A 21,352-nucleotide genomic window follows, 5' to 3' on the forward strand; every position below is an offset into this window, starting at 1 on the left:
ATAGAGCTTCAATGCGGCGTCAATTGCGAATAGACGTCGTGCGCGAGTTGCAGCATCACCTTGTGGTCGATGCCGCCGGACAGCGCGTAGCCGAAGTCGCCGTCGATCCAGTAGAACACGCTCACGGGGCCATCCTCGTAGAGCTTGAACGCCGTGGTGTTGCTGCTGGTCTTGCGGTGCGAGATGCACAGCGTCACGCGTTCGCCCTGCGCGTTGTGATACATGAACTGCGCGACTTCGCCGTCGGGACCGGGCAGCAAACGGCCGCCCGCCAGCTCGAAACCGCTTTTCGCGAGCATGGGCGGATGCACGTCGGTGCCGAGCCGGTTCGCGAGCCATTGCACGAAGTCCTGCTCCTGATGGCTGCTCATGGTGTCCGGACGCCCGACTTCGGGCATGTAGACCACATGGGCGAGCGCGGCTTCGTGGACGAAGCTCATCGTCGTGTCGGCGCTCGCCGTCTGCTGATCGCCGCGACCGGCAGTACCCGGCATGAATGCCGCGCCGTAATGCGTGCCCCAGCCGATCCCCACGCCCAGCACCAGCGCGGCCGCCATGCCCGCGTATTTCGGCCAGTTGGCGGCCGCACGCACGGGCGCTTTCAGCGTTGGGTTCAGCGTTCTGGTCGCGTCCACGCGCGCGGCAGGCGCTTCGCTCGCCGCGCGCAGACGCGCGGGCACCGGCTCGCTGAGCAGGCTGTCGAAGCGCTCATGCAGCAGGCTGTTCAGCGAAAAGAAGTCGCCGACACGAGCGGCGAGGTCGGGATTGCGTTCGAGCTCGCGCTCGACGTCGGCGCGGCGCGCTTCCGAGAGCGTGCCGTCCACGTAGGCGTGGATTTCGTCTTCGGTCACGGGAATTTGTTGCTCGCTCATCGCACCACCTTCAGATTCGCGCGTGGCACCGCGCCGGCCATGAGCGCACGCAGGCGCTCGCGTCCGCGCGACAGCCGCGACATCACCGTGCCGATGGGGACGTCCAGCGCCAGCGCCACATCGGCATAACTCATTTCTTCGAGGCCCACCAGCAGCACCACTTCACGCTGTTCGACCGGCAGCCGCTGCAACGCGAAGTCGAGATCGCGCACTTCGAGCGCGCCGGTCTGGGTCGCGGGCACGGCGTAGTCGGTTTCGGGCACGCTGTCGTCGTCGACGGAGACATGCGTGCCGCGCGCCGCCGACTTGCGCACCTGATTCACGAAGATGTTGTGCATGATCGTGAACAGCCACGCGCGCAGGTCGGTGCCCGCGCGGAACAGCTCGGTGCGCGCGATTGCGCGTTCGAGCGTGTCCTGCACGAGATCGTCGGCGAGCTCGCGGTTGTTGATCAGCGCGCGCGCATAGCGCCTCAGGCGCGGCACGTGATCGATCAGTTCGTCACGGATGTCCATGTTGCATCCTTCTCTGCCCTCTTTATTCGTGCGTGCGGCGCTCGCGACGCGAGGCGCCCTGCTGCGTGGCGACGTCGGCGGCGCGCATCAGACCGTGCGTCGCGGCATTGCCCGCGAGCACCCAGCGCGTGCCGTGCGACGTCCAGCCGAGCAGACGCAGCGCACCCACGCGGCGCGCGCTCCACTGCGGCGCGTCGGCCGCGAACCAGGCGCGCGCGCCCAGCAGCACGACCGGTTCGCCGTCGCCATTTTCGTAGACGTAGCGCGCGGCGCGCGCAAACGGACCCAGCTCCATCTTGCCCGCCGACACGAGCCGCAAGCCCGCCGAGGCCAGATCGAACGGCGCGGCGTCGGCGGCTGCATCGACGTGATAGATGTTATCGACGCTTGCGCCTTCATGGGCGTGATCGGCGCCGATTGACGCGGCCGGAGCCGCTTCCATCAGCGCCATGACGGCCGCGTTGTTCAGCGTGTGGTCGTCCGGTTCGGTCAGCGCCAGCCAGGCCGCGCCCGCCGCGAGCATTGCACACACCAGCGCGAGCGCGGCGGCGCGGCGGCGCCAGACCGCGCGCAGACCAAACCCGGCGCGCCGCGCCGGCATGCCGGACTGCGTGCTCGCCAGGGCCGGATGCGACGCTGCGGCCGCGTGAAACGAGCGGCGCATCTGCGCATTGAGACGCCGATAGAACAGGATCCGATGCCATTCGCCGGGCCGCCGTGCCAGATAACGCCGCACGCGCGCGGCGTGCTCGCCGGCCAGCGAGCCGTCAGTGTAGGCCTGAATATCGGCCTCGGACACCGGCCGCTCGTCGGGCGGCCCTTGGGAAACCATGATCGTCGGCCTGCGTGGATGGAGATAATGGACTAACAGGCGGCCCGGCGATTTATTCCGGGCGGGGGCGAGAAAGGCAGGGACGAGGACGGGGAAACAGGAAGGAACCGCGTGGATTCAGCGCAGATTCAACGCAGATTCAGCGCGTAAAGGCGAACACCTGCTCCGCGAACAGCAGCACGGCGACGAGGATCATCGCCACGCCCGACAACTGGCTGACGCGGCGCGCCGCGGCGGGCCGCGTGCCGAGCACGGCCTTCGAGCCAAACCCGACCACCGAATAGACGGACGCGCAATTGATCATATGCAGCACGCCCAGCGCGACGATCTGCGCGGACACCGACCAGCCGGCGTCGCGGCGCGTGAACTGCGGCAGGAGCGCGACGAACAGCAGAATCGCCTTCGGATTGAGGCCGCTGATCGCGAAACCGCGCATCGACCAGCCCCAGCGGCTCTGCCGTCCCGTTTTCGGACCGTCTTCCTGGCCCGCCGAGAGTTCGGCCGGATGCATCACCGTGCGTACGCCGAGCCACAGCAAATAAGCGCCGCCGACCACCGTCAGCACCGAAAGCAGCGCGGGCACGCTCGTGACCAGCGCGCCGACACCGGCCGCGACCACCAGCGTGATCGCAAGATAGCCCAGCAACATGCCGCCGACGGCCGGCGCAATCACGCTGCCGCGCAAACCCGCCGAAATCGCGTAGGCCCAGTCGGCGCCCGGCACCATGACGAGGGAGAACGAAACGATCCAGAACGCCGTCAACAAGCTCACTTCCACTGCTGTACTTCCGGTAAGACGGGCGCCACCGCCCGAGGGCGCAAATCTTACGGTTTGCGCACCGGAATGTGCTCCCTATTTCTTGCCAGTCGGCGTCCTCAGGCGCTAATATTTCTCACATGGATGCCATTGACCGCAAGATTCTTGCTGAGATTCAGCAAGATGGACGACTTTCAATCACGGAACTCAGTGAACGCGTGGGCCTGAGCCTGTCGCCGTGCCAGCGCCGGCTGCGCGCGCTCGAGAGCGCCGAGGTCATCAGCGGCTATCGCGCCACCATCGACCCCGCCACCGTCGGGCTGAATTTTTCGGCCATCGTCTTCGCCACCTTGCGCGAGGGCAGCAGCGAGAACGTGCAGTCCTTCGAGGACGCGCTCATCGACATTCCGGAGATCACGCGCGCCGAACGCCTGTTCGGCGAGCCCGACTACATGCTGCACGTGGTCACGCGCGACCTGAAGGCGTTCCAGACGCTCTACGACCGGCGTCTGCTGCCGCTGCCCTGCGTGCTGCGCCTCACCTCCACGCTCGTCATGAAGAGCATTTTTCAGGACCGGCCGCTGCCGTTGTGAGGCGGCGTGCTTTCTCGCATGCGTGCGCGATGGCTTTTAGCGCGTGTGAATCGTGATCTGAAGTTCAGGGATGCGCTTGCGCAATCGGGCGACGAGCGCCGCGACTTCGGTAGCGTCGATTGCGGTTTCGGTGGTGAAATCGATGGTCGTGCCGGTCGTATTCGTCGCGCCCAGCAACGCGGCCGGGCCGGATGGCTGACCGTATCTGAAGCTTTGCGACCAGACCTCGCCTTCTCGTCGACTGGTGAATCTCAGCGCCGGGCAGGCGAAGTTGGCAAGCGAAGGACCGAGTGAGCCGTGGTCGCCCCAGATCAGTTCCTGGAGTATGGCGTTGTCGTGCTCGTTCGACGACAGACACGGATAGAAGCCGGTCAGCGCTCGCTCGGCATGGGAAATCGTATCGCCCAGATCCGGCGTGAGTCGCATGCCTCTGCCTGTGTCGGCGAGTTGGCCTTCTGTGCCGTTTAGCGTCAGCACGACGCTCAAGCCCGGCGCGCGGCTATATTCGACAACGCTTAAAGCAAGCAGTTGTGCACACACTTCGGCTGGCGAAAGATGCCGCGAAATAAAGAGCAGGTCGTTGTGATGCATCGTCGACTCACGCGCGCTGGACATGAATCATTGTCCGCATTCTAAGAGCCGCTAACACAAGTCGTCAACGAAGCGCGAACAGATAACGGCAGCAGCCAGGGAAAGCAACGCAAAATGAATGTCGAGACGACGCTCGAAACGTATGCGCAGTTTGCCGAAACCGGCAAACCAGGCATGCGTGCGCTCGACCACCCAGCGATGCCGTCCGAGCCGCTCCTTGCTTTCCACACCGCGACGGGCGATACGGGCCGTGATGCCGCGCTCCTTCAGGTAACGCCGACATCGGGCAAAGTCATAGCCCTTGTCCGCATGCAGCTTGCCCGGGCGTTTGCGGGGCTGGCCATTGAGGCCCGACACTGCCGGAATGGCATCGAGCGTGGGTTCGAACGCCATCGAGTCGTGCCGGTTGGCACCCGTGACCGTGATGGCCAGAGGAATGCTGCGCGCATCTACGACGATGTGTCGTTTGGACCCGATTTGCCCCGGTCTGTCGGGTTCGGGCCGGTTTCCTGGCCCCCCGGGGCTGGAAACACTGGCGGCATCAAGACTGGCCCGTTCCCAATCAATCTGGTCATGCTCACGCAACCGGCGAAGCATCGCCAGATGCAGTTGCTCCCACACGCCTTCGGCCTGCCAGTCCCGCAGCCGTCGCCAGCATGTCATGCCACTGCCGAAGCCCAGTTCCTGCGGCAGGTCTTCCCATGGGATGCCCGTTTGCAGCACATACAGGATGCCGTTCAGTGCTGCGCGCTCATCCACCGTTCGGCGTCGGCCACCTTTGGGAGACGGGATGAATACCGGAATCAGCGGCTCCAATGCCGCCCATACCTCGTTGCTGATTTTGAGTCTCGACATGACGCCAGGATATGACTTTCATGGCGTCATGTCCTGGTTGTGTTAGCGACTCTTAGTGAGATGTCGACTGGACGAAAATCGGGAGTACAGATTCATGCTTTACGCATTTTCCATCCATTGGAGGTGGAAATGAATACAGAATTCGACCGATAGATGCACAGGCGGTCCTCAAACTACAATTACCATTCGCGCACCTATCGTCACGTACCAGTTATTGTGGGACACTACTATTCCGTCACATTGCCTCACATGACTTAGAGGCAGAGGCTTTGCGGGGAGACTCGGAGTTCAAGCCACAAAGCGTTGCCGGTCCACGTTCGCTCTAGCCACAACGATCGTGGATATCGAATCGATCCATAACGAAGAGATGTCTTCGTTAAGCTCATCCGTCATAAAACCAAGAACTAGACCAATGAACAAGGCCTTCCTATCTCACAATAGCTTTGACAAAGATTTCGTCGGAGCAGTCTTTGATCGACTCGGCGCACTGCAGTCCATCTATGACAAGGAAACGTTTAAGCGAAACTGCGATCTTGCAGAGCAAATCCGCGAAGGTCTATACGATTCCAAGGTTTACGTTTTATTCCTTTCCCGTGCCGCTCTCGATTCCGGATGGGTGCGAAATGAGCTAGACCTTGCCAATGAATTAAAAACAAAGTGGCAAATAAAAGAATTTCTTATCTTTCAACTTGACGACACAAATTGGTCTGATCTCCCTGCATGGGCATCCCGATTTGTGGTCTCTTGCCCCCCTCACCGGGTCAAGTAGCATTGCGCATCCGCGATGTGCTCCGAAAAGAAAAAATTGAGGAACAGGAGCCCTACGGCAGGGACCTCGACATCCGAAAAATAAACGAGATGGTCCTTCATCGAGACACCCCGCCGAAATTTCTTTTTTTATCGGGTCCCACTGGGATCGGCCGACGTACTATCGCCAACGCCGTCTTCAAATCATTCTATAAGACCGTTGCGTCTCACAAGATTCGCGTAGAATTCAATGCTCACGATGACATTGGTTCTCTCTATCGCAATCTTCTCGGTTACAGCGCAAATTGGCGAGCGAGGGAGCTATTTGAAGCGATGGAAGCCTTCTCTGCATTGCATGAGACAGAGAAAATCGCTGCGCTTGCAAAATTGATCAACACCGTTACCGTAAATTTCAACCAAATCCTCATTCTCGACGTCGGTGGATTCGCTTTCGATAATGATAGTCGGCCGTTAGGCTGGCTGATATCATTGCTTTCAGCTTTAGGTGATGCCTCGTACCCGTACCTCATAATACTGTCCAGCCGAAATATGGAGTCAGTAAGCGATGAGGGTATTTTTTATCACCTTCGCCCGCTCTCCGAAGAAGATTCAAAATATCTCTTCAAAATGCTTATCAATCAGTTTGAAATTACGCTACCTAGCAAAAAAGAAAGAGATCTTATTGAAAATAGCGTAATCGGCCACCCCGGGCTAATCGTCGCAGTTGTGAACTACCTTCGTCACAACCCACACTATCGGCCAAACAAGACACACTCAAGCATCATTCAACTGATACGTGTCGAAGTCGAAAAAATGCTTCTTGATTTCCTAAATGGTCGATCAGAGCATGAAAAAGCGGTCGCTTTTTTTGGGGAAGCTTACATTCTCTCATATGCAGACATCGTCGCTGTAAATGAATGCTGGAAAAATTTTGACGAAATAGTATCCCAACTTCTTGACACAGGGTTTGTCGTTGAAGAGGGCGGTAATTACCAGTTAGCACCTTATATTCAGCGCCACGCGCAGAATCTCTCAGCCAAATACTTTAGTACATTGGAATCCGCTCGCCGCGCTGTTTTTGATTTGACGGCTATCGATAGCGAGAATTCGTACGTCTCCACTGAATTGCTGGATGCACGGATCGTCGAACATTTTGTGTCTGGGACACAACTCCCCACCTACATGTCAAATCTCGTAATGCCTGCGCAGCAGCTCAAAGCAGCCAGACGGGAGTATGATGGCGAGCGCCACAAAAGAGCGCTGCAACTTGCGATAGATGCTTATTCCCAGCAAACGAAGCTTAGTCAAAATGGCCTTATCGAAGCCTGGAGACTCATCGGACTTGCATCAATCCGACTTGGCAGTGATTCCGATTTCGCTTATTTTGAGGATGAATTCAAAAAACTCCCTAAATCGGATAGACGGGATGCAACATACAATTTTGCAAAGGGCCTGAAGGCAAGGTTGAATGGCAACCTTCGGGAAGCATTACCACCTTTTGAGAAGGTGATCAGCATGGGCATGGCCGATGCTCACTGCCTTCGTGAAGCGGCATATATTTATGCTTTCGATGGCCGCTATGACGTAGCATCCGAAAGAGTCCGGGAAGCGCGTCGACTCGTACCGTCTAATCCCTATATCGTAGATATGGAAGCATTTGTTTTACTAGAACGATTTAGGAAAAGCAAAGATTCCTCACTGCTTTCGGAACTCGACGGATGTCTGGACCGTTTAAAGGATGCTGACGATAGAGAGGGAACGCATTTTTACCCAATCAGAAAAAGTATGATGGACGTGTTTGTTCACAATCAAGTCGATTCGGTAAGGCAAATATATAGTAGACGCGAAAAATTATCGACGCATCCGAAACTTGCGTTACTAGATCTGCTTTCAACCAAGGGAAAAAATGATCAGTACGATCAACTTCTCTCTGAACTCGAAGCAGCTTTGCGCTCGAAGCCTAATCGCCTTGCTGAGATCGAGCTTGCGAAAATTAAGGTTGTGCATTTTTCTTACGCCGGAAAGTTCCAAGATGCGGAAGACATACTAAGGAGATTTAAGAACAGACTAACTGATACGTGTATTGAAGGATTGACTCGACTTATTGGTAGCTCTAAAGCACAGACTGCTCGTTGACACAGCGCCTCCCCATACCCCGAAGCGCATCGAACCCGCATCGCTTCGGGGGCTGCTTTACAACTGCCTAGCACACGAGAAGTTCACGACAAGGTCAAAAAAAAGAAGAATGACTACCATCCGATCCAGATTGTTTGCGCTGTGCAACAGCAGCAACCTGAATCAACCGCCAGTAAGATCGGCAACTCGAAATCTATTATCCCTTCAACCTCACGCTGTACTACATCTCCAACCCGTTCCCCTCAAAACCGCCACGCCAGCCGCCCGGAAATCGCATTGTCATGCGAGCCGCCGCCATACTGCCCGCTATACGCGACGCCCAGCGTCAGATTCTTTGCGACGCTCGCATCCAGGCCCAATTCGACCACCGCCGTATCCCGCGCGATCGGCACACCGGCCACCGAGAACGCCGACCCGCCATCGATAAACGCCAGTGTCGAAGTCGGTTGCGTATTGCCGAACGCATGCCGCCAGCCCGCCATCGCATGCGCGCTCACGCTCGCGAGCGGCAGTTCGCCGAGCCGCGTCGCCACTCGCAGACCCAGGGTCGAGAAGCCGATATTCTCCGTATCGCCCTGAGCCCGCAGCGCGCTCTGACCGCCGTTCTCCGAAAAGCCGTCGCTATGCAGATTCACATACGCCAGCCCGGCGAACGGTTCGACCGCGAAGCGATCGAACGGCACCGCGTAGCCCACTTCGCCGAACACCTGCGCGGCCTTCGCGTCGTAGTTCGCACTGTCGTGATCGGAGAAGCCCGTGAAGGCCGGATAGCGATCCTCGCTCGCATCGTTCCAGGTGTACGCCGCGCCGAGCCGCACGCCGATCGGCCCGTACTGCGCGCCGCCGTACATCGCCACGTGATACGTATCGACCGATGCCGACGAGTTCAGCCCGTTCTCCAGCGAGCTGTGCGCAAAGCCGCCCGCCACGCCCACACGCCACCGGTCGTTCAGCGCCATATCCGCGCCGCCGATGAAACCGGCCGTGGTGCGGTCGAGGCCCGCGGCATTGGCGTCGCCCGCCAGCCGGCTATCCGCGCCGTAGCCCTGCGCCCAGACCACCGGCTGATACGGCGTGCTGTTCGCGCACGCGCCCTGCGAACCGCCGTGCACGCTGTCGCCCGACATTGCGCCTTGCGAGAGACGCGAATCGCACAGCGCCGGTCCCGACGACAGCGCCCCAAGCGGCCCGTCGGTCGGCGCGAGACCCTGACGCAGGCGGTCCGTGACCGCGTCGCGCAGATAGCGCGTATCGAGCAGGAACACCGTCTTCGCATCCGAGATCAACTGGCCGTCGATCATGTTGTAGGCCTGGCGCGCCGTGGCGGCATCGGTCGCGAGGATCGACTGATACAGCGGGCCCGTCGTCGAGAGCGAGGCCACCGCCGTCGCCACGCTGCTCTGGTTCGGCGTCACCGCCACCGACGTGAACGGCTGGTCGTTGCGCGTGAGCGTCAGGTTGACGGTGTTCGGCGTATAGCTCAGCGACGGCGTGAGGAACGCGAGGTTCGAACTGACGCTCTGGAACGCGCCGCTCACGCCGCCCGCCGCCGTGAGGATCGGATACTGCGTCTGCGGCGACCAGGCGCCCTGGCCCGCGAGCACGCTGACCGCGCCGCCGTTGAGCGTCGCCGTGCCCGTCGCTGCGATCCTGCCCGCCTGGGTCGGCGTGGCCGCGACCTGGTAGTTCGATCCCGATTCGAAGGTCACGTTGCCCGCCACGTTCAGGCTCTGGCCCGGCGTGAGCGCCGCCGCGGTACCGCCGCTCTGCACGATCAGGCCGCCGACGGTGCCGGTGCCCGTGAGCGTCGCGCCGTTCTGCACGGTGGCCGTCGAATTGGCGGTCGAGCCGCTTACGTCGAGCGTGCCGCCCGAGACCGTGGTCGGGCCGCTATAGGTGCTGGTGCCGCCGAGCGTAAGCGTGCCGCTGCCCGACTTTGTCACCGAGCCCGTGCCCGTGAGCGAGCCCGCATAGCTGCCGCCGCCGTTCACAGTGAGGCTCGAATTGCCGAGCGAGACGCTCGAACCGGACGCGCCGTCGAGCGAGCCCACCGTCACGGCGAGCGGCGCGCCGCCGGTCGTGCCGAGCGCGAGCGTGCCTCCGTTGACGGTCAGGCCGCCGGTGCCGAGCGCCGTGTTCGAGCCGACCGTGAGCGTGCCGTCGTTGAGCGTCGTGCCGCCGCTATACGTGTTTGCGCCCGTCAGCGTGAGATCGGCCGCGCCGTTCTTCACGACCGCGCCCGTGCCGGAGACCACGCCGGACAGCACGGTGTCGGCGCTGCCGCCGATCGTCAGCGTGTCGTTGAGCGCGACCGCGTTGGCGAGCGTGACGGCCGTCGAGGCGTCGAGCGTCGCGGGCGCGGCGACCGTCAGCGTGCCGGTGCCGAGCGCCGCGTCGTTGCCCGCCACGAGCGTGCCGCCTTCGAGCGTCGTGCCGCCGCTGTAGGTGTTCGCGCCCGTGAGCGTCTGCGTGCCCGCGCCGGCCTTGACGATGCCGCCCGTGCCCGAGATCGTGCCGCCGTAACTGCCGTCCGAACCGCCGCCGAGCGTAAGCGTATTGCCGCCGAGCGTGACGCTCGTGCCGCCGACGCCCGAGAGCGAGCCGACCGTCGGGGTGGCCGTGGAATCGCTGCCGCTGATGTCGAAGCTCGTGCCCGCGTTCGCGAGATTCACGTTGGTCGAGTCCGAGAGCGTGCCGCCGCCCGCGAGCGCGAGCGTGCCGTCGTTGATGGTCGTCGCGCCCGTGTAAGTGCTCGTGCCGGTGAGCGTTTCGGTGCCGCTGCCCTGCTTGACGATGCCGCCGCCCGTGCCCGCGATGCCGCCCGTGAAGGTGCCGTCGGTGGCGTCGCCGAGCGTCAGCGTGTTCGCGCCGAGGTTGATCGTGCCGCCGCCGACCAGCGTGCCGAACTGCTGCTGCCCGTTGCCCGCGGAGAGGTCGAAGGTCGCGCCGTTCGCCACATCGACGATACCGCTCGCGGCCAGGCTCGCATTCGCGCCGAGCGCGAGCGTGCCCGCGTTGATCGTCGTGCCGCCCGTGTAGGTGTTCGCGCCGTTCAGCGTGAGCGTGGCCGCGCCGTCCTTCGTCAGACCGCCCGTGCCGCTCAGCGCGCCGTTCAGCGTAAGGTCGTTGCTGCCGAGCACCGTGAGGCCGTTGTTCAACGTGATGTCGTTGCCGAGCGTGACCGGCGCGGTGCTGTCGAGCGTCGAGGCGCCGTTCACCGTCACCGCGCCCGTGCCGAGCGCCGCATCGTTGCCGACGACGAGGCCGCCCGCGTTCAGCGTCGTGCCGCCGCTATACGTGTTCGCGCCCGTCAGCGTTTCGGTGCCGCTGCCTTGCTTGACGATGCCGCCCGTCCCCGAGATCGTGCTGCCGACGGTCTGATCGCTCGCGTCGCCGAAGGTCAGCGAATTCGCGCCCAGCGACACCGTCGTGCCGCCCACGCCGCTCAACGCGCCGATGGTCTGCGCGCCCGACGCCCCGCTGATGTCGAAGCCCGCGCCGCTGTTCGCGAGATTGACCGCGCCGGTCGAAGCCAGCGAGCCGCCCGCGCCGAGTGCGAGCGTGCCCGCGTCGACGGTCGTGCCGCCCGTGTAGGTGTTCGCGCCCGTCAGCGTTTCCGTGCCGCTGCCTTGCTTGACGATGCCGCCCGTGCCGTCGATCGTGCCGCCGAACGTCTGGTCGGTCGTGTCGCCGAAGGTCAGCGTATTGCCGCCGAGCGTCACGCTGCTGCCCGCGACGCCGCTCAACGCGCCGATGGTTTGCGCCGCCGACGCGCCGCTGATATCGAAGCCCGTTCCCGCGTTGGCCAGCGTGACCGCGCCCGTCGAGGCGAGCGAGCCGCCCGCACCGATGGCGAGCGTGCCCGCATCGATCGTCGTGCCGCCCGTGTAGGTGTTCGCGCCCGTGAGCGTTTCCGTACCGCTGCCGATTTTCGTCACGCCGCCCGTGCCCGCGATGCCGCCCGTGTAGGTGCCGTCGGTCGCGCTGCCGAGCGTGAGATCGTTCGAGCCGAGATTCACGGTGCCGCCGCCGACCAGCGTGCCGAATTGCTGCTGCCCGTTGCCCGCGGAGAGGTCGAAGGTCGCGCCGTCCGCCACATCGACGATACCCGTCGACGCAAGGCTCGCATTCGCGCCGAGCGCGAGCGTGCCCGCGTTGATCGTCGTGCCGCCGGTGTAGGTGTTCGTGCCGTTCAGCGTGAGCGTGGCCGCGCCGTCTTTCGTCAATCCGCCCGTGCCGCTCAATACGCCGTTCAGCGTGAGGTCGTTGCTGCCGAGCACCGTGAGGCCGTCGTTGAGCGTGATGTCGTTGCCGAGCGTGACCGGCGCGGTGCTGTCGAGCGTCGAGGCGCCGTTCACGGTCACCGCGCCTGTGCCGAGCGCGGCGTCGTTGCCGACGACGAGTCCGCCCGCATTCAGCGTCGTGCCGCCGCTATACGTATTCGCGCCCGTGAGCGTTTCCGTGCCGCTGCCTTGTTTGACGATGCCGCCCGTCCCTTCGATCGTGCTGCCGACGGTTTGATTGCTCGCGTCGCCGAACGTCAGCGAATTTGCGCCGAGATTCACCGTGCTGCCCGTCGCGCCCGACAACGCGCCGACGGTCTGCGCGCCCGTCGCGCCGCTGATGTCGAAGCCCGCGCCTGCGTTCGCGAGATTGACAGCGCCGGTCGAGGCCAGCGATCCGCCCGCGCCGAGCGCGAGCGTGCCCGAGTTGATCGTCGTGCCGCCCGTGTACGTGTTCGCGCCGTTGAGCGTTTCCGTATCCGTACCGCTCTTGACGATGCCGCCCGTGCCGCCGATGCTGCCCGCAAACGTACCGTCGTTCGCGCTGCCGAGCGTCAGCGTGTTGCCGCCCAGCGCAACGGTCGAGCCGCTCACGCCGTTCAACGCGCCGATAGTCGGTGCAATGGTCGCGCCGCTCACGTCGAGCGACGTCCCTGCATTCGCCAGCGTAACGTCGCTCGATGCAGACAACGTGCCGCTCCCTGAAAGCGCCAGCGTTCCGTCGTTGATTGTCGTCGCGCCCGTGTAGGTGTTCGTGCCGGTGAGCGTTTCCGTGCCGGAACCCTGTTTGACGATGCCACCCGTCCCCGTGATCGCGCTCGCCAGCGTCTGGTCGCTCGCATCGCCGAAGATCAGCGAATTGCCGCCGAGCGAGACCGTCGTGCCATCGACGCCACTCAATGCGCCGATCGTCTGCGCGCCCGTCGCGCCGCTGACGTCGAAGCCCGCTCCCGCGTTCGCGAGATTGACGGCACCCGTCGAGGCCAGCGATCCACCCGCGCCGAGCGCGAGCGTGCCGGAGTTGATCGTCGTGCCGCCGGTGTACGTGTTCGCGCCAGTCAGCGTTTCCGTATCCGTGCCGCTCTTGACGATCCCGCCCGTGCCGCCGATGCTGCCCGCAAACGTACCGTCGTTCGCGCTGCCGAGCGTCAGCGTGTTGCCGCCCAGCGCAACGGTCGAGCCGCTCACGCCGTTCAACGCGCCGATGGTCGGCGCAATGGTCGAGCCGCTTACATCAAGCGACGTCCCTGCATTTGCCAACGTAACGTCGCTCGATGCAGACAACGTGCCGCTCCCTGAAAGCGCCAGCGTGCCGTCGTTGATTGTCGTGGTGCCCGTGTAGGTGTTCGTGCCGGTGAGCGTTTCCGTGCCGGAACCCTGCTTGACGATGCCGCCCGTCCCCGTGATCGCGCTTGCCAGCGTCTGGTCGCTCGCATCGCCGAAGATCAGCGAATTCGCGCCGAGCGAGACCGTCGTACCATCGACGCCACTCAATGCGCCGATCGTCTGCGCGCCCGTCGCGCCGCTGATGTCGAAGCCCGCTCCGGCGCCCGCGAGCGCCACCGATCCCGTCGACGCCAGCGATCCACCCGCGCCGAGCGCCAGCGTGCCCGCGTCGATCGTCGTGCCGCCCGTGTAGGTATTCGCGCCCGTCAGCGTTCCCGTGCCGCTGCCTTCCTTGACGATGCCGCCCGTGCCGCCGAGCGTGCCGCCGAAGGTCTCGTTGCCCGCATCGCCGAACGTCAGCGTGTTGCCGCCCAGCGTGACCGTGCTGCCGCCGACGCCGCTCAAGCCGCCGATCGTCTGGTTCGCGCCCGCCGCGCTGATATCGAAGCCCGTGCCCGCGTTGGCGAGATCGACCGCGCCCGTCGCGGCCAGCGAGCCGCCGAGGCCGAGCGCGAGCGTGCCCGCATCGATGGTCGTGCCGCCCGTGAAGGTGTTCGCGCCCGTCAGCGTCTCCGTGCCGCTGCCGATTTTCAGCAGGCCGCCCGTGCCGCCGATCGAGCCGCTGAAGGTGCCGTCCACGTCGCTGCCGAGCGTCAGCGAATTGCCGCCGAGCAGCACCGTGCCGCCGCCGATCAGCGTGCCGAACTGCTGCTGCCCGTTGCCCGCCGACAGATCGAAGGTCGCGCCGGTCGCCACATCGACGATGCCCGTCGACGCCAGGCTCGCGTTCGCGCCGAGCGCGAGCGTGCCCGCGTTGATGTTGGTGCCGCCGGTGTAAGTGTTCGCGCCGTTCAGCGTGAGCGTGGCGAGGCCGTTCTTGGTCAGGCCGCCGGTGCCCGCGAGCACGCCGTTGAGCGTGACGTCGTTGCTGCCGACCACCGTGAGGCCGCTGTTCAGGATGAAGTCGTTGGCGAGCGTCGTGGCCGTGCTGCTGTCGAGCGTCGCGGCGCCGTTCACCGTCACCGCGCCCGTGCCGAGCGCCGAGTCGTTGCCGACGACGAGTCCGCCCGCGTTCAGCGTCGTGCCGCCGCTATAGGTGTTCGCGCCCGTGAGCGTTTCCGTGCCCGTGCCGTTCTTGACGAGACCGCCCGAGCCGCCGATCGCGCCCGCGAAGGTCTGATTGGTCGCGTCGCCGAAGGTCAGCGCATTCGCGCCCAGCGTCACCGTCGTGCCGCCCACGCCGCTCAATGCGCCGATGGTCTGTGCGCCCGACGCCCCGCTGATATCGAAGCCCGCGCCGGTTCCGGCGAGATTGACCGCGCCCGTCGACGCGAGCGAACCGCCCGCGCCGAGCGCGAGCATGCCCGCGTCGATCGTCGTGCCGCCCGTGTACGTATTCGCGCCCGTGAGCGTCTGCGTGCCGCTGCCCTGCTTGACGATGCCGCCCGTGCCGCCGATCGCGCCCGCGAAAGTCTGATCGCTCGCATCGCCGAAGGTCAGCGCGTTCGCGCCCAGCGTCACGCTGCTGCCCGCGACGCCGCTCAACGCGCCGAGGGTCTGTGCCGCCGACGCGCCGCTGATATCGAGCCCCGCGCCGGTTCCGGCCAGACTCACCGCGCCCGTCGACGCCAGCGCGCCGCCCGCGCCGAGCGCGAGCGTGCCCGCGTTGATCGTCGTGCCGCCCGTGTACGTGTTCGCGCCGCCGAGCGTCAGCGTGGCCGCGCCGTTCTTCGTCAGTCCGCCCGCGCCCGAGAGCACGCCGTTCAGCGTGAGCGCGTTCGAGCCGCCCACCGTCAGCGTGTTGCCGAGCGTGAAGGCGTTGGCGAGCGTGGTCGCCGCGCTGCTGTCGAGCGAAGCGGGTCCGGCCACCGTGACCGCGCCCGTGCCGAGCGCCGCATTGTTGCCGACGACGATGCCGCCCGCGTTCAGCGTCGTGCCGCCGCTGTACGTGTTCGCGCCGCTGAGCGTTTCGACGCCCGCGCCGTTCTTCACCAGCCCGCCCGTGCCGCTGATCACGCCCGCGAAACTCTGGTTCGTCGCGTCGCCGAAGCTCAGCGTGTTCGCGCCGAGCGCCAGCGCGCTGCCCGCCACGCCCGAGAGCGCGCCGAGCGTCTGGTTGCCGCCCGCGCCGCTGAGATCGAGCGTCGATCCCGCGCCGTTCAGCGCGACGTTGCCGCCGAGCGTCGCGCCCGCGCCGAGCGCGAGCGTGCCCGCGTTGACGGCCGTGCCGCCCGTGAAGGTGTTCGCGCCGTTCAGCGTGAGCGTGGCCGCGCCGTTCTTCGTCAGGCTGCCGGTGCCGCTCAGGCCGCTCGCGAGCGTCAGCGCGTTCGAGCCGAGCACCGTGAGCGCGCCGTTGAGCACGACGCCGTTGGCGAGCGTGATCGCGCTCGTGTTGTCGAGCGAGGCCGGGCCGCCGATGGTCAGCACGCCCGAGCCGAGCGCCGACGCGTTGCCCAGCACGAGCCCGCCCGCATTGAGCGCCGTGCCGCCGCTATAGGTGTTCGCGCCGCTGAGCGTCTCGACGCCCGAACCTTGCCTGGTCAGCCCGCCCGTGCCGGAGATCGTGCCCGCGAAGGTCTGGTTCGTCGCATCGCCGAACGTGAGTCCGTTCGCGCCGAGCGACACCGTCGTGCCGCTCACGCCGCTCAATGCGCCGATCGTCTGCGCGCCCGTCGCCGCGCTGATATCGAAGCCCGCGCCCGCATTCGCGAGATTGACCGCGCCCGTCGACGCGAGCGAGCCGCCCGCGCCGAGCGCGAGCGTGCCGGCGTTGACCGTCGTGCCGCCCGTGTAGGTGTTCGCGCCCGTCAGCGTTTCGACGCCCGCCCCCTGCTTGACGATGCCGCCCGTGCCGTTGATCGCGCCCGCGAACGCGCCGTTGGCCGCGCCGCCGAGCGTCAGCGCATTGGCGCCGAGATTGATCGCGCTGCCCGTCACGCCGTTGAGCACGCCAATGCTGCGCGCGCCGCTCGCCGCGCCGAGGTCGAACACGCTGCCCGCATTCGCGAGCGTGAGCGCCGAGTTCGCCGCCAGCGCGCCCGCGCCGGAGAGCGCGAGCGTGCCCGCGTTGACGGTCGTGCCGCCCGTGTAGGTGTTCGCGCCGCTCAAGGTCTGCGTGCCGGCGCCGTTCTTGACAACGCCGCCCGTGCCGCCGATCACGCCCGCGAAGGTTTGATTCGTTGCGTTGCCGAACGTCAGCGCGTTCGCGCCGAGCGCGACCGTCGTGCCGCTCACGCCGCTCAATGCGCCGATGGTTTGCGCACCGCTCGCCGCGCTGATATCGAAACCCGCACCGGCGCCCGCGAGCGTCACGCCGCCCGCCGCCGCGAGACTGCCGCCCGCGCCGAGCGCGAGCGTGCCCGCGTTGATCGTCGTGCCGCCCGTGTAGGTGTTCGCGCCCGTCAACGTCTGCGTGCCGCTGCCTTGCTTGACGAGACCGCCCGTGCCGCTGATGACGCCCGCGAAGGTCTGGTTCGTCGTCGTGCCGAAGGTCAGCGCATTCGTGCCGAGCGCGAGCGTGCTGCCCGCCACGCCCGACAACGCGCCGATCGTCTGCGCGCCCGACGCGCCGCTGATATCGAAGCCCGTGCCCGCGTTCGCGAGCGTGAGCGCGCCCGTCGAGGCCAGCGAGCCGCCCGCGCCCAGCGCGATCTTGCCCACGTTGACCGTCGTGCCGCCGGTGTAGGTGTTCGCGCCCGAAAGCGTCTGCGTGCCGCTGCCCTGTTTGACGAGACCGCCCGTGCCGCTGACGACGCCCGCGAAGGTCTGGTTCGTTGCATCGCCGAACGTCAGCGTGTTCGCGCCGAGCGCGAGCGTGCTGCCCGTCACGCCCGAGAGCGCGCCGACCGTCCGCGCACCCGATGCGCCGCTGAGATCAAAATTCGCGCCGCTCGCGCCCAGCGTGAGCGCGCCCGCCGACGCGAGATTGCCCGCGCCCGAGAGCGCGAGCGTGCCCGCATTGATCGTCGTGCCGCCCGTGTAGGTATTGACGCCCGTGAGCGTCACCGTGCCGCTGCCTTGCCTGGTCACGCCGCCCGTGCCGCTGATCACGCCGCTGAAGGTCTGCGCGGTCGCATCGCCGAACGTGAGGCTGCGCGCGCCGAGCGTGACGTTGCCCGAACCGGAGAGCGCGCCGATCGTCTGATTCGCGCCCGATCCGCTGATATCGAGCGCCGCGCCCGTGCTCGCGAGATTGACCGCGCCCGTCGCCGCGAGCTTGCCGCCCGTGCCGAGCGCGAGCGTGCCCGCGTTGATCGTCGTGCCGCCCGTGTAGGTGTTGACGCCCGTGAGCGTCACGGTGGCCGCGCCGCTCTTCACCAGCGCGCCCGTGCCGGCGATCACGCCGCTGAGCGTCGCCGCATTGCTGCCGCCGAGCGTGAGCGTGTTCGCGCCGAGATTGACCGCGTTGCCGAGCGTGAGGCCCGCCGTGCTCGTATCGAGCGTGGCCGCGCCGCCCACGTTGAGCGCGCCGCTGCCGAGCGCCGCCGCATTGCCCGCGACGAGCGAGCCGCCGTTCAGGTTCGTGCCGCCGCTATACGTGTTTGCGCCCGTGAGCGTGAGCGCCGCGGTGCCGGTCTTGGTCAGCGCGCCGGTGCCCGACAGCACGCCCGAGAGCGTGAACGCATTGCTGCCTTGCGCGATGAGTCCGCCCGTGCCGAGCGAAATCGTATTCGCGATGTTCAGGCCCGCCGCCGCGGCTTCGAGCGCGCCGCCCGTCGCCGTGATCGTGCCGGTGCCGAGACTCGTGGCGTTATCGACGATGGCCGTCGCGGTGCTGGCGAGCGTCGCGTCGAGCGCGCCCGACGGACCGTTGAGCGTCCACGTCCCGCTCTCCAGCGAGAGATGGTTGAAGTTGATGTAGTTGGACATCGTGACCTGGCCGGCCGCCGGACCGCCCGTGGCCTGCGCGAGATGCAGCGTGTTATTGCCGCCGCTGCCGCCATCCACGTAACCGGCCTGCGCAAAGCCCAGATTCACGCCGACGACACCGAGCACGCCCACGTACGCCCCCGTGCCCGCCGACACCGACGAACCCGTGTACGCATAGAAGTTGTTGGTGCTGCCCGCGCCCATCGACACGCTGCCGATCACGCTGCCCGCGTTGCGGAACGTGTTGCCCGCCGTCGACGCCTGAAAGCCCACGCGGCCCGAGATCGTGCCGTTGTTCGTGAAGTTGACCTGACCGCCGCCATACACCGCGGCGGTGACGCGATCGGCGGGCGCGACCGTCACGCCCGCGATGGCGCTGGAACCGATCGTGCCGTTATTGACGATGTTGCTCACGCCGCCCGCGCCGTTCTGCACGGCGAGCGCCAGCCCGGTGAGATTCGACAGATTGACGGTGACGAGCTGCGCGGTGCCGTTCATCGTGCCGTTGTTGGTCACGTTGATGGTGCTCGCGCTGCTGTTGCCGATCACCGTGCCGCTCGACAGGATGCTCAGTATGCCTAAAAGAGAAGGATCAATCGTGCCGCTGTTATTGAAGGTGACGTTGCTGCCCGTGAGCGACACCGCCGTGCCGCCCACGCCGAGCAGGACGCCGAAGTTGGTCGTGGAATCGGCGTTGACGGTGATACCGCTGGTGGTATTCGCATAGTTCGGCGCGAGCGGATTGGCTGCGCCCGTGCAATTCACCACCGAGCCTGCCGTCGTGCAGGTCGTCGCCGGCGCACGGCCTGGCGTCAGCAGGAAAATGCATAACGCAATAACCAAAGAAGCGCACAACGAAGCGCACTGAACAATTAACGCGACAATAACGTCGCCGGAAACAAAGCCGCCCATTGCGCGAGGCGCAACGCGTAGCACGCAAATACCGTTCGATTCCCTCACGCCCTTTCCCCTTAGAAGATCGTGAATCGGCACTACGTCGATATCCGTTTCGCAGGCGCGCACAGACCCGTCCCGCACGGATGGCATGCGCGAGTCAAATCGGCGCCGTCGCGGCCGTGCGCGCGCGGGCGCCGGTCATGGACGGCGCGCGCAGACACGCGACGCAAGGCGCACGGGCGCTTTGCGGGCAAGCGGCGATCAAGGCGAACGGATGGCGACCGCGGACGAGCAACACGCGTACAGCAAGCGTGCAGGACTCGCCGCGCCAATCAGGATGGGCTGGTGAGCGGTTTCATGGAGGGTGCCTCCCGGTGTACTCTCGTGGATCGTTTGTTCACATCATTGACTGTCATCCAGAGCATAGACAAAAGCTTGCTTACTTCAAGCTTTAAATCGCGCTTTAAATCATTTTTTGCGCACTGGATTAAATTACGGCAAAACCGCCAATACGTAAAATCGCGCCCAGCAAAATTGACAGGGAACGGCATATGCGAATCGCTTTTTAAAGCGCGGAAATAACTGCTTTGAATGACGATAAATGCCGGTAAAAAATTCGTGCGAGCCGCCTGGATCATGGACGGACTATGTTTAAAGCGGGAATGCCGTCTGCTCGACCTTGTCCGATATATTGCCGGGCCTGCGCCGCACAGTTTGGCTGTCAGGCAGCGCGATCATCGAGTCACGAAATCGCTGCGCAAGTGCGCCATAACCTGAAAAAAGAAAAAGCCCGCTCGAAGCGGGCTTTTTTTCTTCAGACCGTTGCCGACGCAACCAGTCAAGGCACAACGACGCACATCAACGCATCAATTCCGCCCCGACACACCCGTCGAAAACTCCACGCGGTTGCGCCCTTCTCGCTTGGCGCGATAGAGCGCGGCGTCGGCTTCCTCGATCAGCGCGGTTTCGGCGATGCCCGCCGTCGGCGTCAACGTCGCGACGCCCACGCTGATCGTCAGATGCTCGCTCACCTTCGAGCCGACGTGCGGCAGTTGTAGCGCGGCCACGTCGCGGCGCATCTTCTCCGCGAGCATGCGCGCGAACACGCTACCCGCGCCCGGCAGCACAACGGCGAACTCCTCGCCGCCAAAACGCGCCACCAGATCGCGCGGCTGCTTCACCTCGCGGCGAATCGTCGTGGCGACCGAGCGCAGCACGTTGTCGCCAGCCACGTGGCCGTAGGTGTCGTTATAAGGCTTGAAGTAATCGACGTCGATCATCAGCAGCGACATCTCGGTGCTCTCGCGCTGCGCGCGACGCCATTCCGCGCCGAGAAATTCGTCGAGATAGCGGCGATTCGAGAGCCCCGTCAAACCGTCCGAATGCGTGAGACGGCGCAGCTCCAGATTCGCCTTTAGCAGTTCCTGCTGCGAGCGGCGCAGCGCGCGGTACGCCTCGTCGCGCTGGAGCATGTTCACATAGGAGCGCGAGTGATACTTGATGCGCGCGATCAGCTCGATGCTGTCCGGCAGCTTCACGAGGTAATCGTTCGCGCCCGCCGCGAACGCCGCGCTCTTGATCGCGGGCTCTTCCTTGGTCGACAGCACGATGATCGGCACGTCGCGCGTGGCGTCGTTGGCGCGATAGGCGCGCACGAGCGTGAGGCCGTCGGTGCCCGGCATCACGAGGTCCTGCAGGATCACCGTGGGCCGCACTTCCCCGGCCATGCGCACGGCCTGCTCGGGATGCGCGCAGTAATGGAAGTCGATCTCGCGCTCGGCGGACAGCGCGCGCCGCACGGCCTCGGCGACGATCGCCTGGTCGTCGACGAGCAGCACCATCATCGGCACGTCCGCGTTCGGCAACGGCTGTTCGAGCGCGGTGCGCACGGCCTCCAGCGCCCGTTCGAGCGAAGCCTCGTCGGGGCCGCCATCGGCAAGTGCGGGCTCGGCTCCGGGTGTCAGATTCGGCTTCTCGGTCATGATTTCGGTCGCATGATGTGGGTCGGATCGAAGCTCG

11 protein-coding genes are annotated in these 21,352 nt (G+C 65.0%); 3 read left to right on the forward strand and 8 right to left on the reverse strand.

Features of this window, described 5'->3' with window-relative positions; genetic code table 11:
• Positions 1-8: 8 nt before the first annotated feature.
• The 4 genes from G5S35_RS36575 to G5S35_RS36590 form a co-directional block, all read right to left on the reverse strand.
• On the reverse strand, positions 9-872 hold the full coding sequence (locus G5S35_RS36575; RefSeq protein ID WP_074984892.1) for an anti-sigma factor family protein: 864 nt from the start codon (positions 870-872) through the stop codon (positions 9-11).
• On the reverse strand, positions 869-1,387 hold the full coding sequence (locus G5S35_RS36580; RefSeq protein WP_065063534.1) for a sigma-70 family RNA polymerase sigma factor: 519 nt from the start codon (positions 1,385-1,387) through the stop codon (positions 869-871). Before G5S35_RS36580 ends, G5S35_RS36575 begins: the two co-directional genes overlap by 4 nt.
• 22 nt (positions 1,388-1,409) lie before the next feature.
• Positions 1,410-2,219 (reverse strand): anti-sigma factor, encoded by an 810-nt coding sequence (locus G5S35_RS36585; protein ID WP_183040257.1) that lies wholly within the window; start codon positions 2,217-2,219, stop codon positions 1,410-1,412.
• Between the two features lie 139 nt (positions 2,220-2,358).
• On the reverse strand, positions 2,359-2,997 hold the full coding sequence (locus G5S35_RS36590; protein WP_110326074.1) for a LysE family translocator: 639 nt from the start codon (positions 2,995-2,997) through the stop codon (positions 2,359-2,361).
• A 119-nt stretch (positions 2,998-3,116) separates the two neighbouring features.
• Here G5S35_RS36590 and G5S35_RS36595 point away from each other — a divergent pair, with 119 nt between their 5' ends.
• Positions 3,117-3,569: an Lrp/AsnC family transcriptional regulator gene (locus tag G5S35_RS36595; RefSeq protein WP_065063530.1), complete on the forward strand. Its 453-nt coding sequence runs from the start codon at positions 3,117-3,119 to the stop codon at positions 3,567-3,569.
• A gap of 36 nt (positions 3,570-3,605) precedes the next feature.
• Here G5S35_RS36595 and G5S35_RS36600 read toward each other — a convergent pair whose 3' ends face one another.
• Positions 3,606-4,160, reverse strand: a complete 555-nt coding sequence (locus G5S35_RS36600) for a hypothetical protein (RefSeq protein WP_176080238.1) — start codon at positions 4,158-4,160, stop codon at positions 3,606-3,608.
• Between the two features lie 51 nt (positions 4,161-4,211).
• Positions 4,212-5,015, reverse strand: coding sequence for an IS5 family transposase (locus G5S35_RS36605; RefSeq protein ID WP_183040258.1), 804 nt, complete (start codon positions 5,013-5,015; stop codon positions 4,212-4,214).
• A 412-nt stretch (positions 5,016-5,427) separates the two neighbouring features.
• Here G5S35_RS36605 and G5S35_RS36610 point away from each other — a divergent pair, with 412 nt between their 5' ends.
• Both G5S35_RS36610 and G5S35_RS36615 read left to right on the forward strand, forming a co-directional pair.
• A complete protein-coding gene (locus G5S35_RS36610) occupies positions 5,428-5,784 on the forward strand; it encodes a toll/interleukin-1 receptor domain-containing protein (RefSeq protein WP_183040259.1) in 357 nt (118 codons plus the stop codon).
• Complete coding sequence (locus tag G5S35_RS36615; protein WP_183040260.1) at positions 5,736-7,898, forward strand: tetratricopeptide repeat protein; 2,163 nt, start codon at positions 5,736-5,738, stop codon at positions 7,896-7,898. The genes G5S35_RS36610 and G5S35_RS36615 overlap by 49 nt, the downstream gene beginning before the upstream one ends.
• 242 nt (positions 7,899-8,140) lie before the next feature.
• Here the strand turns inward: G5S35_RS36615 and G5S35_RS36620 are convergent, their stop codons facing one another.
• Both G5S35_RS36620 and G5S35_RS36625 read right to left on the reverse strand, forming a co-directional pair.
• A complete protein-coding gene (locus tag G5S35_RS36620; protein ID WP_183040261.1) occupies positions 8,141-19,204 on the reverse strand; it encodes an autotransporter-associated beta strand repeat-containing protein in 11,064 nt (3,687 codons plus the stop codon).
• A gap of 995 nt (positions 19,205-20,199) precedes the next feature.
• On the reverse strand, positions 20,200-21,315 hold the full coding sequence (locus tag G5S35_RS36625; protein WP_082992167.1) for a diguanylate cyclase: 1,116 nt from the start codon (positions 21,313-21,315) through the stop codon (positions 20,200-20,202).
• Positions 21,316-21,352: the final 37 nt, after the last annotated feature.

This window comes from Paraburkholderia tropica (genome assembly GCF_014171495.1).
Classification (GTDB): domain Bacteria; phylum Pseudomonadota; class Gammaproteobacteria; order Burkholderiales; family Burkholderiaceae; genus Paraburkholderia; species Paraburkholderia tropica.

Excerpts from the sequence above, each read along its gene's own strand:
- G5S35_RS36575 (WP_074984892.1), bottom strand. The coding sequence starts at position 872 with ATGAGCGAGCAACAAATTCCCGTGACCGAAGACGAAATCCACGCCTAC.
- G5S35_RS36580 (WP_065063534.1), bottom strand. The coding sequence starts at position 1,387 with ATGGACATCCGTGACGAACTGATCGATCACGTGCCGCGCCTGAGGCGC.
- G5S35_RS36585 (WP_183040257.1), bottom strand. The coding sequence starts at position 2,219 with ATGGTTTCCCAAGGGCCGCCCGACGAGCGGCCGGTGTCCGAGGCCGAT.
- G5S35_RS36595 (WP_065063530.1), top strand. The coding sequence starts at position 3,117 with ATGGATGCCATTGACCGCAAGATTCTTGCTGAGATTCAGCAAGATGGA.
- G5S35_RS36600 (WP_176080238.1), bottom strand. The coding sequence starts at position 4,160 with ATGCATCACAACGACCTGCTCTTTATTTCGCGGCATCTTTCGCCAGCC.
- G5S35_RS36605 (WP_183040258.1), bottom strand. The coding sequence starts at position 5,015 with ATGTCGAGACTCAAAATCAGCAACGAGGTATGGGCGGCATTGGAGCCG.
- G5S35_RS36610 (WP_183040259.1), top strand. The coding sequence starts at position 5,428 with ATGAACAAGGCCTTCCTATCTCACAATAGCTTTGACAAAGATTTCGTC.
- G5S35_RS36615 (WP_183040260.1), top strand. The coding sequence starts at position 5,736 with ATGGGCATCCCGATTTGTGGTCTCTTGCCCCCCTCACCGGGTCAAGTA.
- G5S35_RS36625 (WP_082992167.1), bottom strand. The coding sequence starts at position 21,315 with ATGACCGAGAAGCCGAATCTGACACCCGGAGCCGAGCCCGCACTTGCC.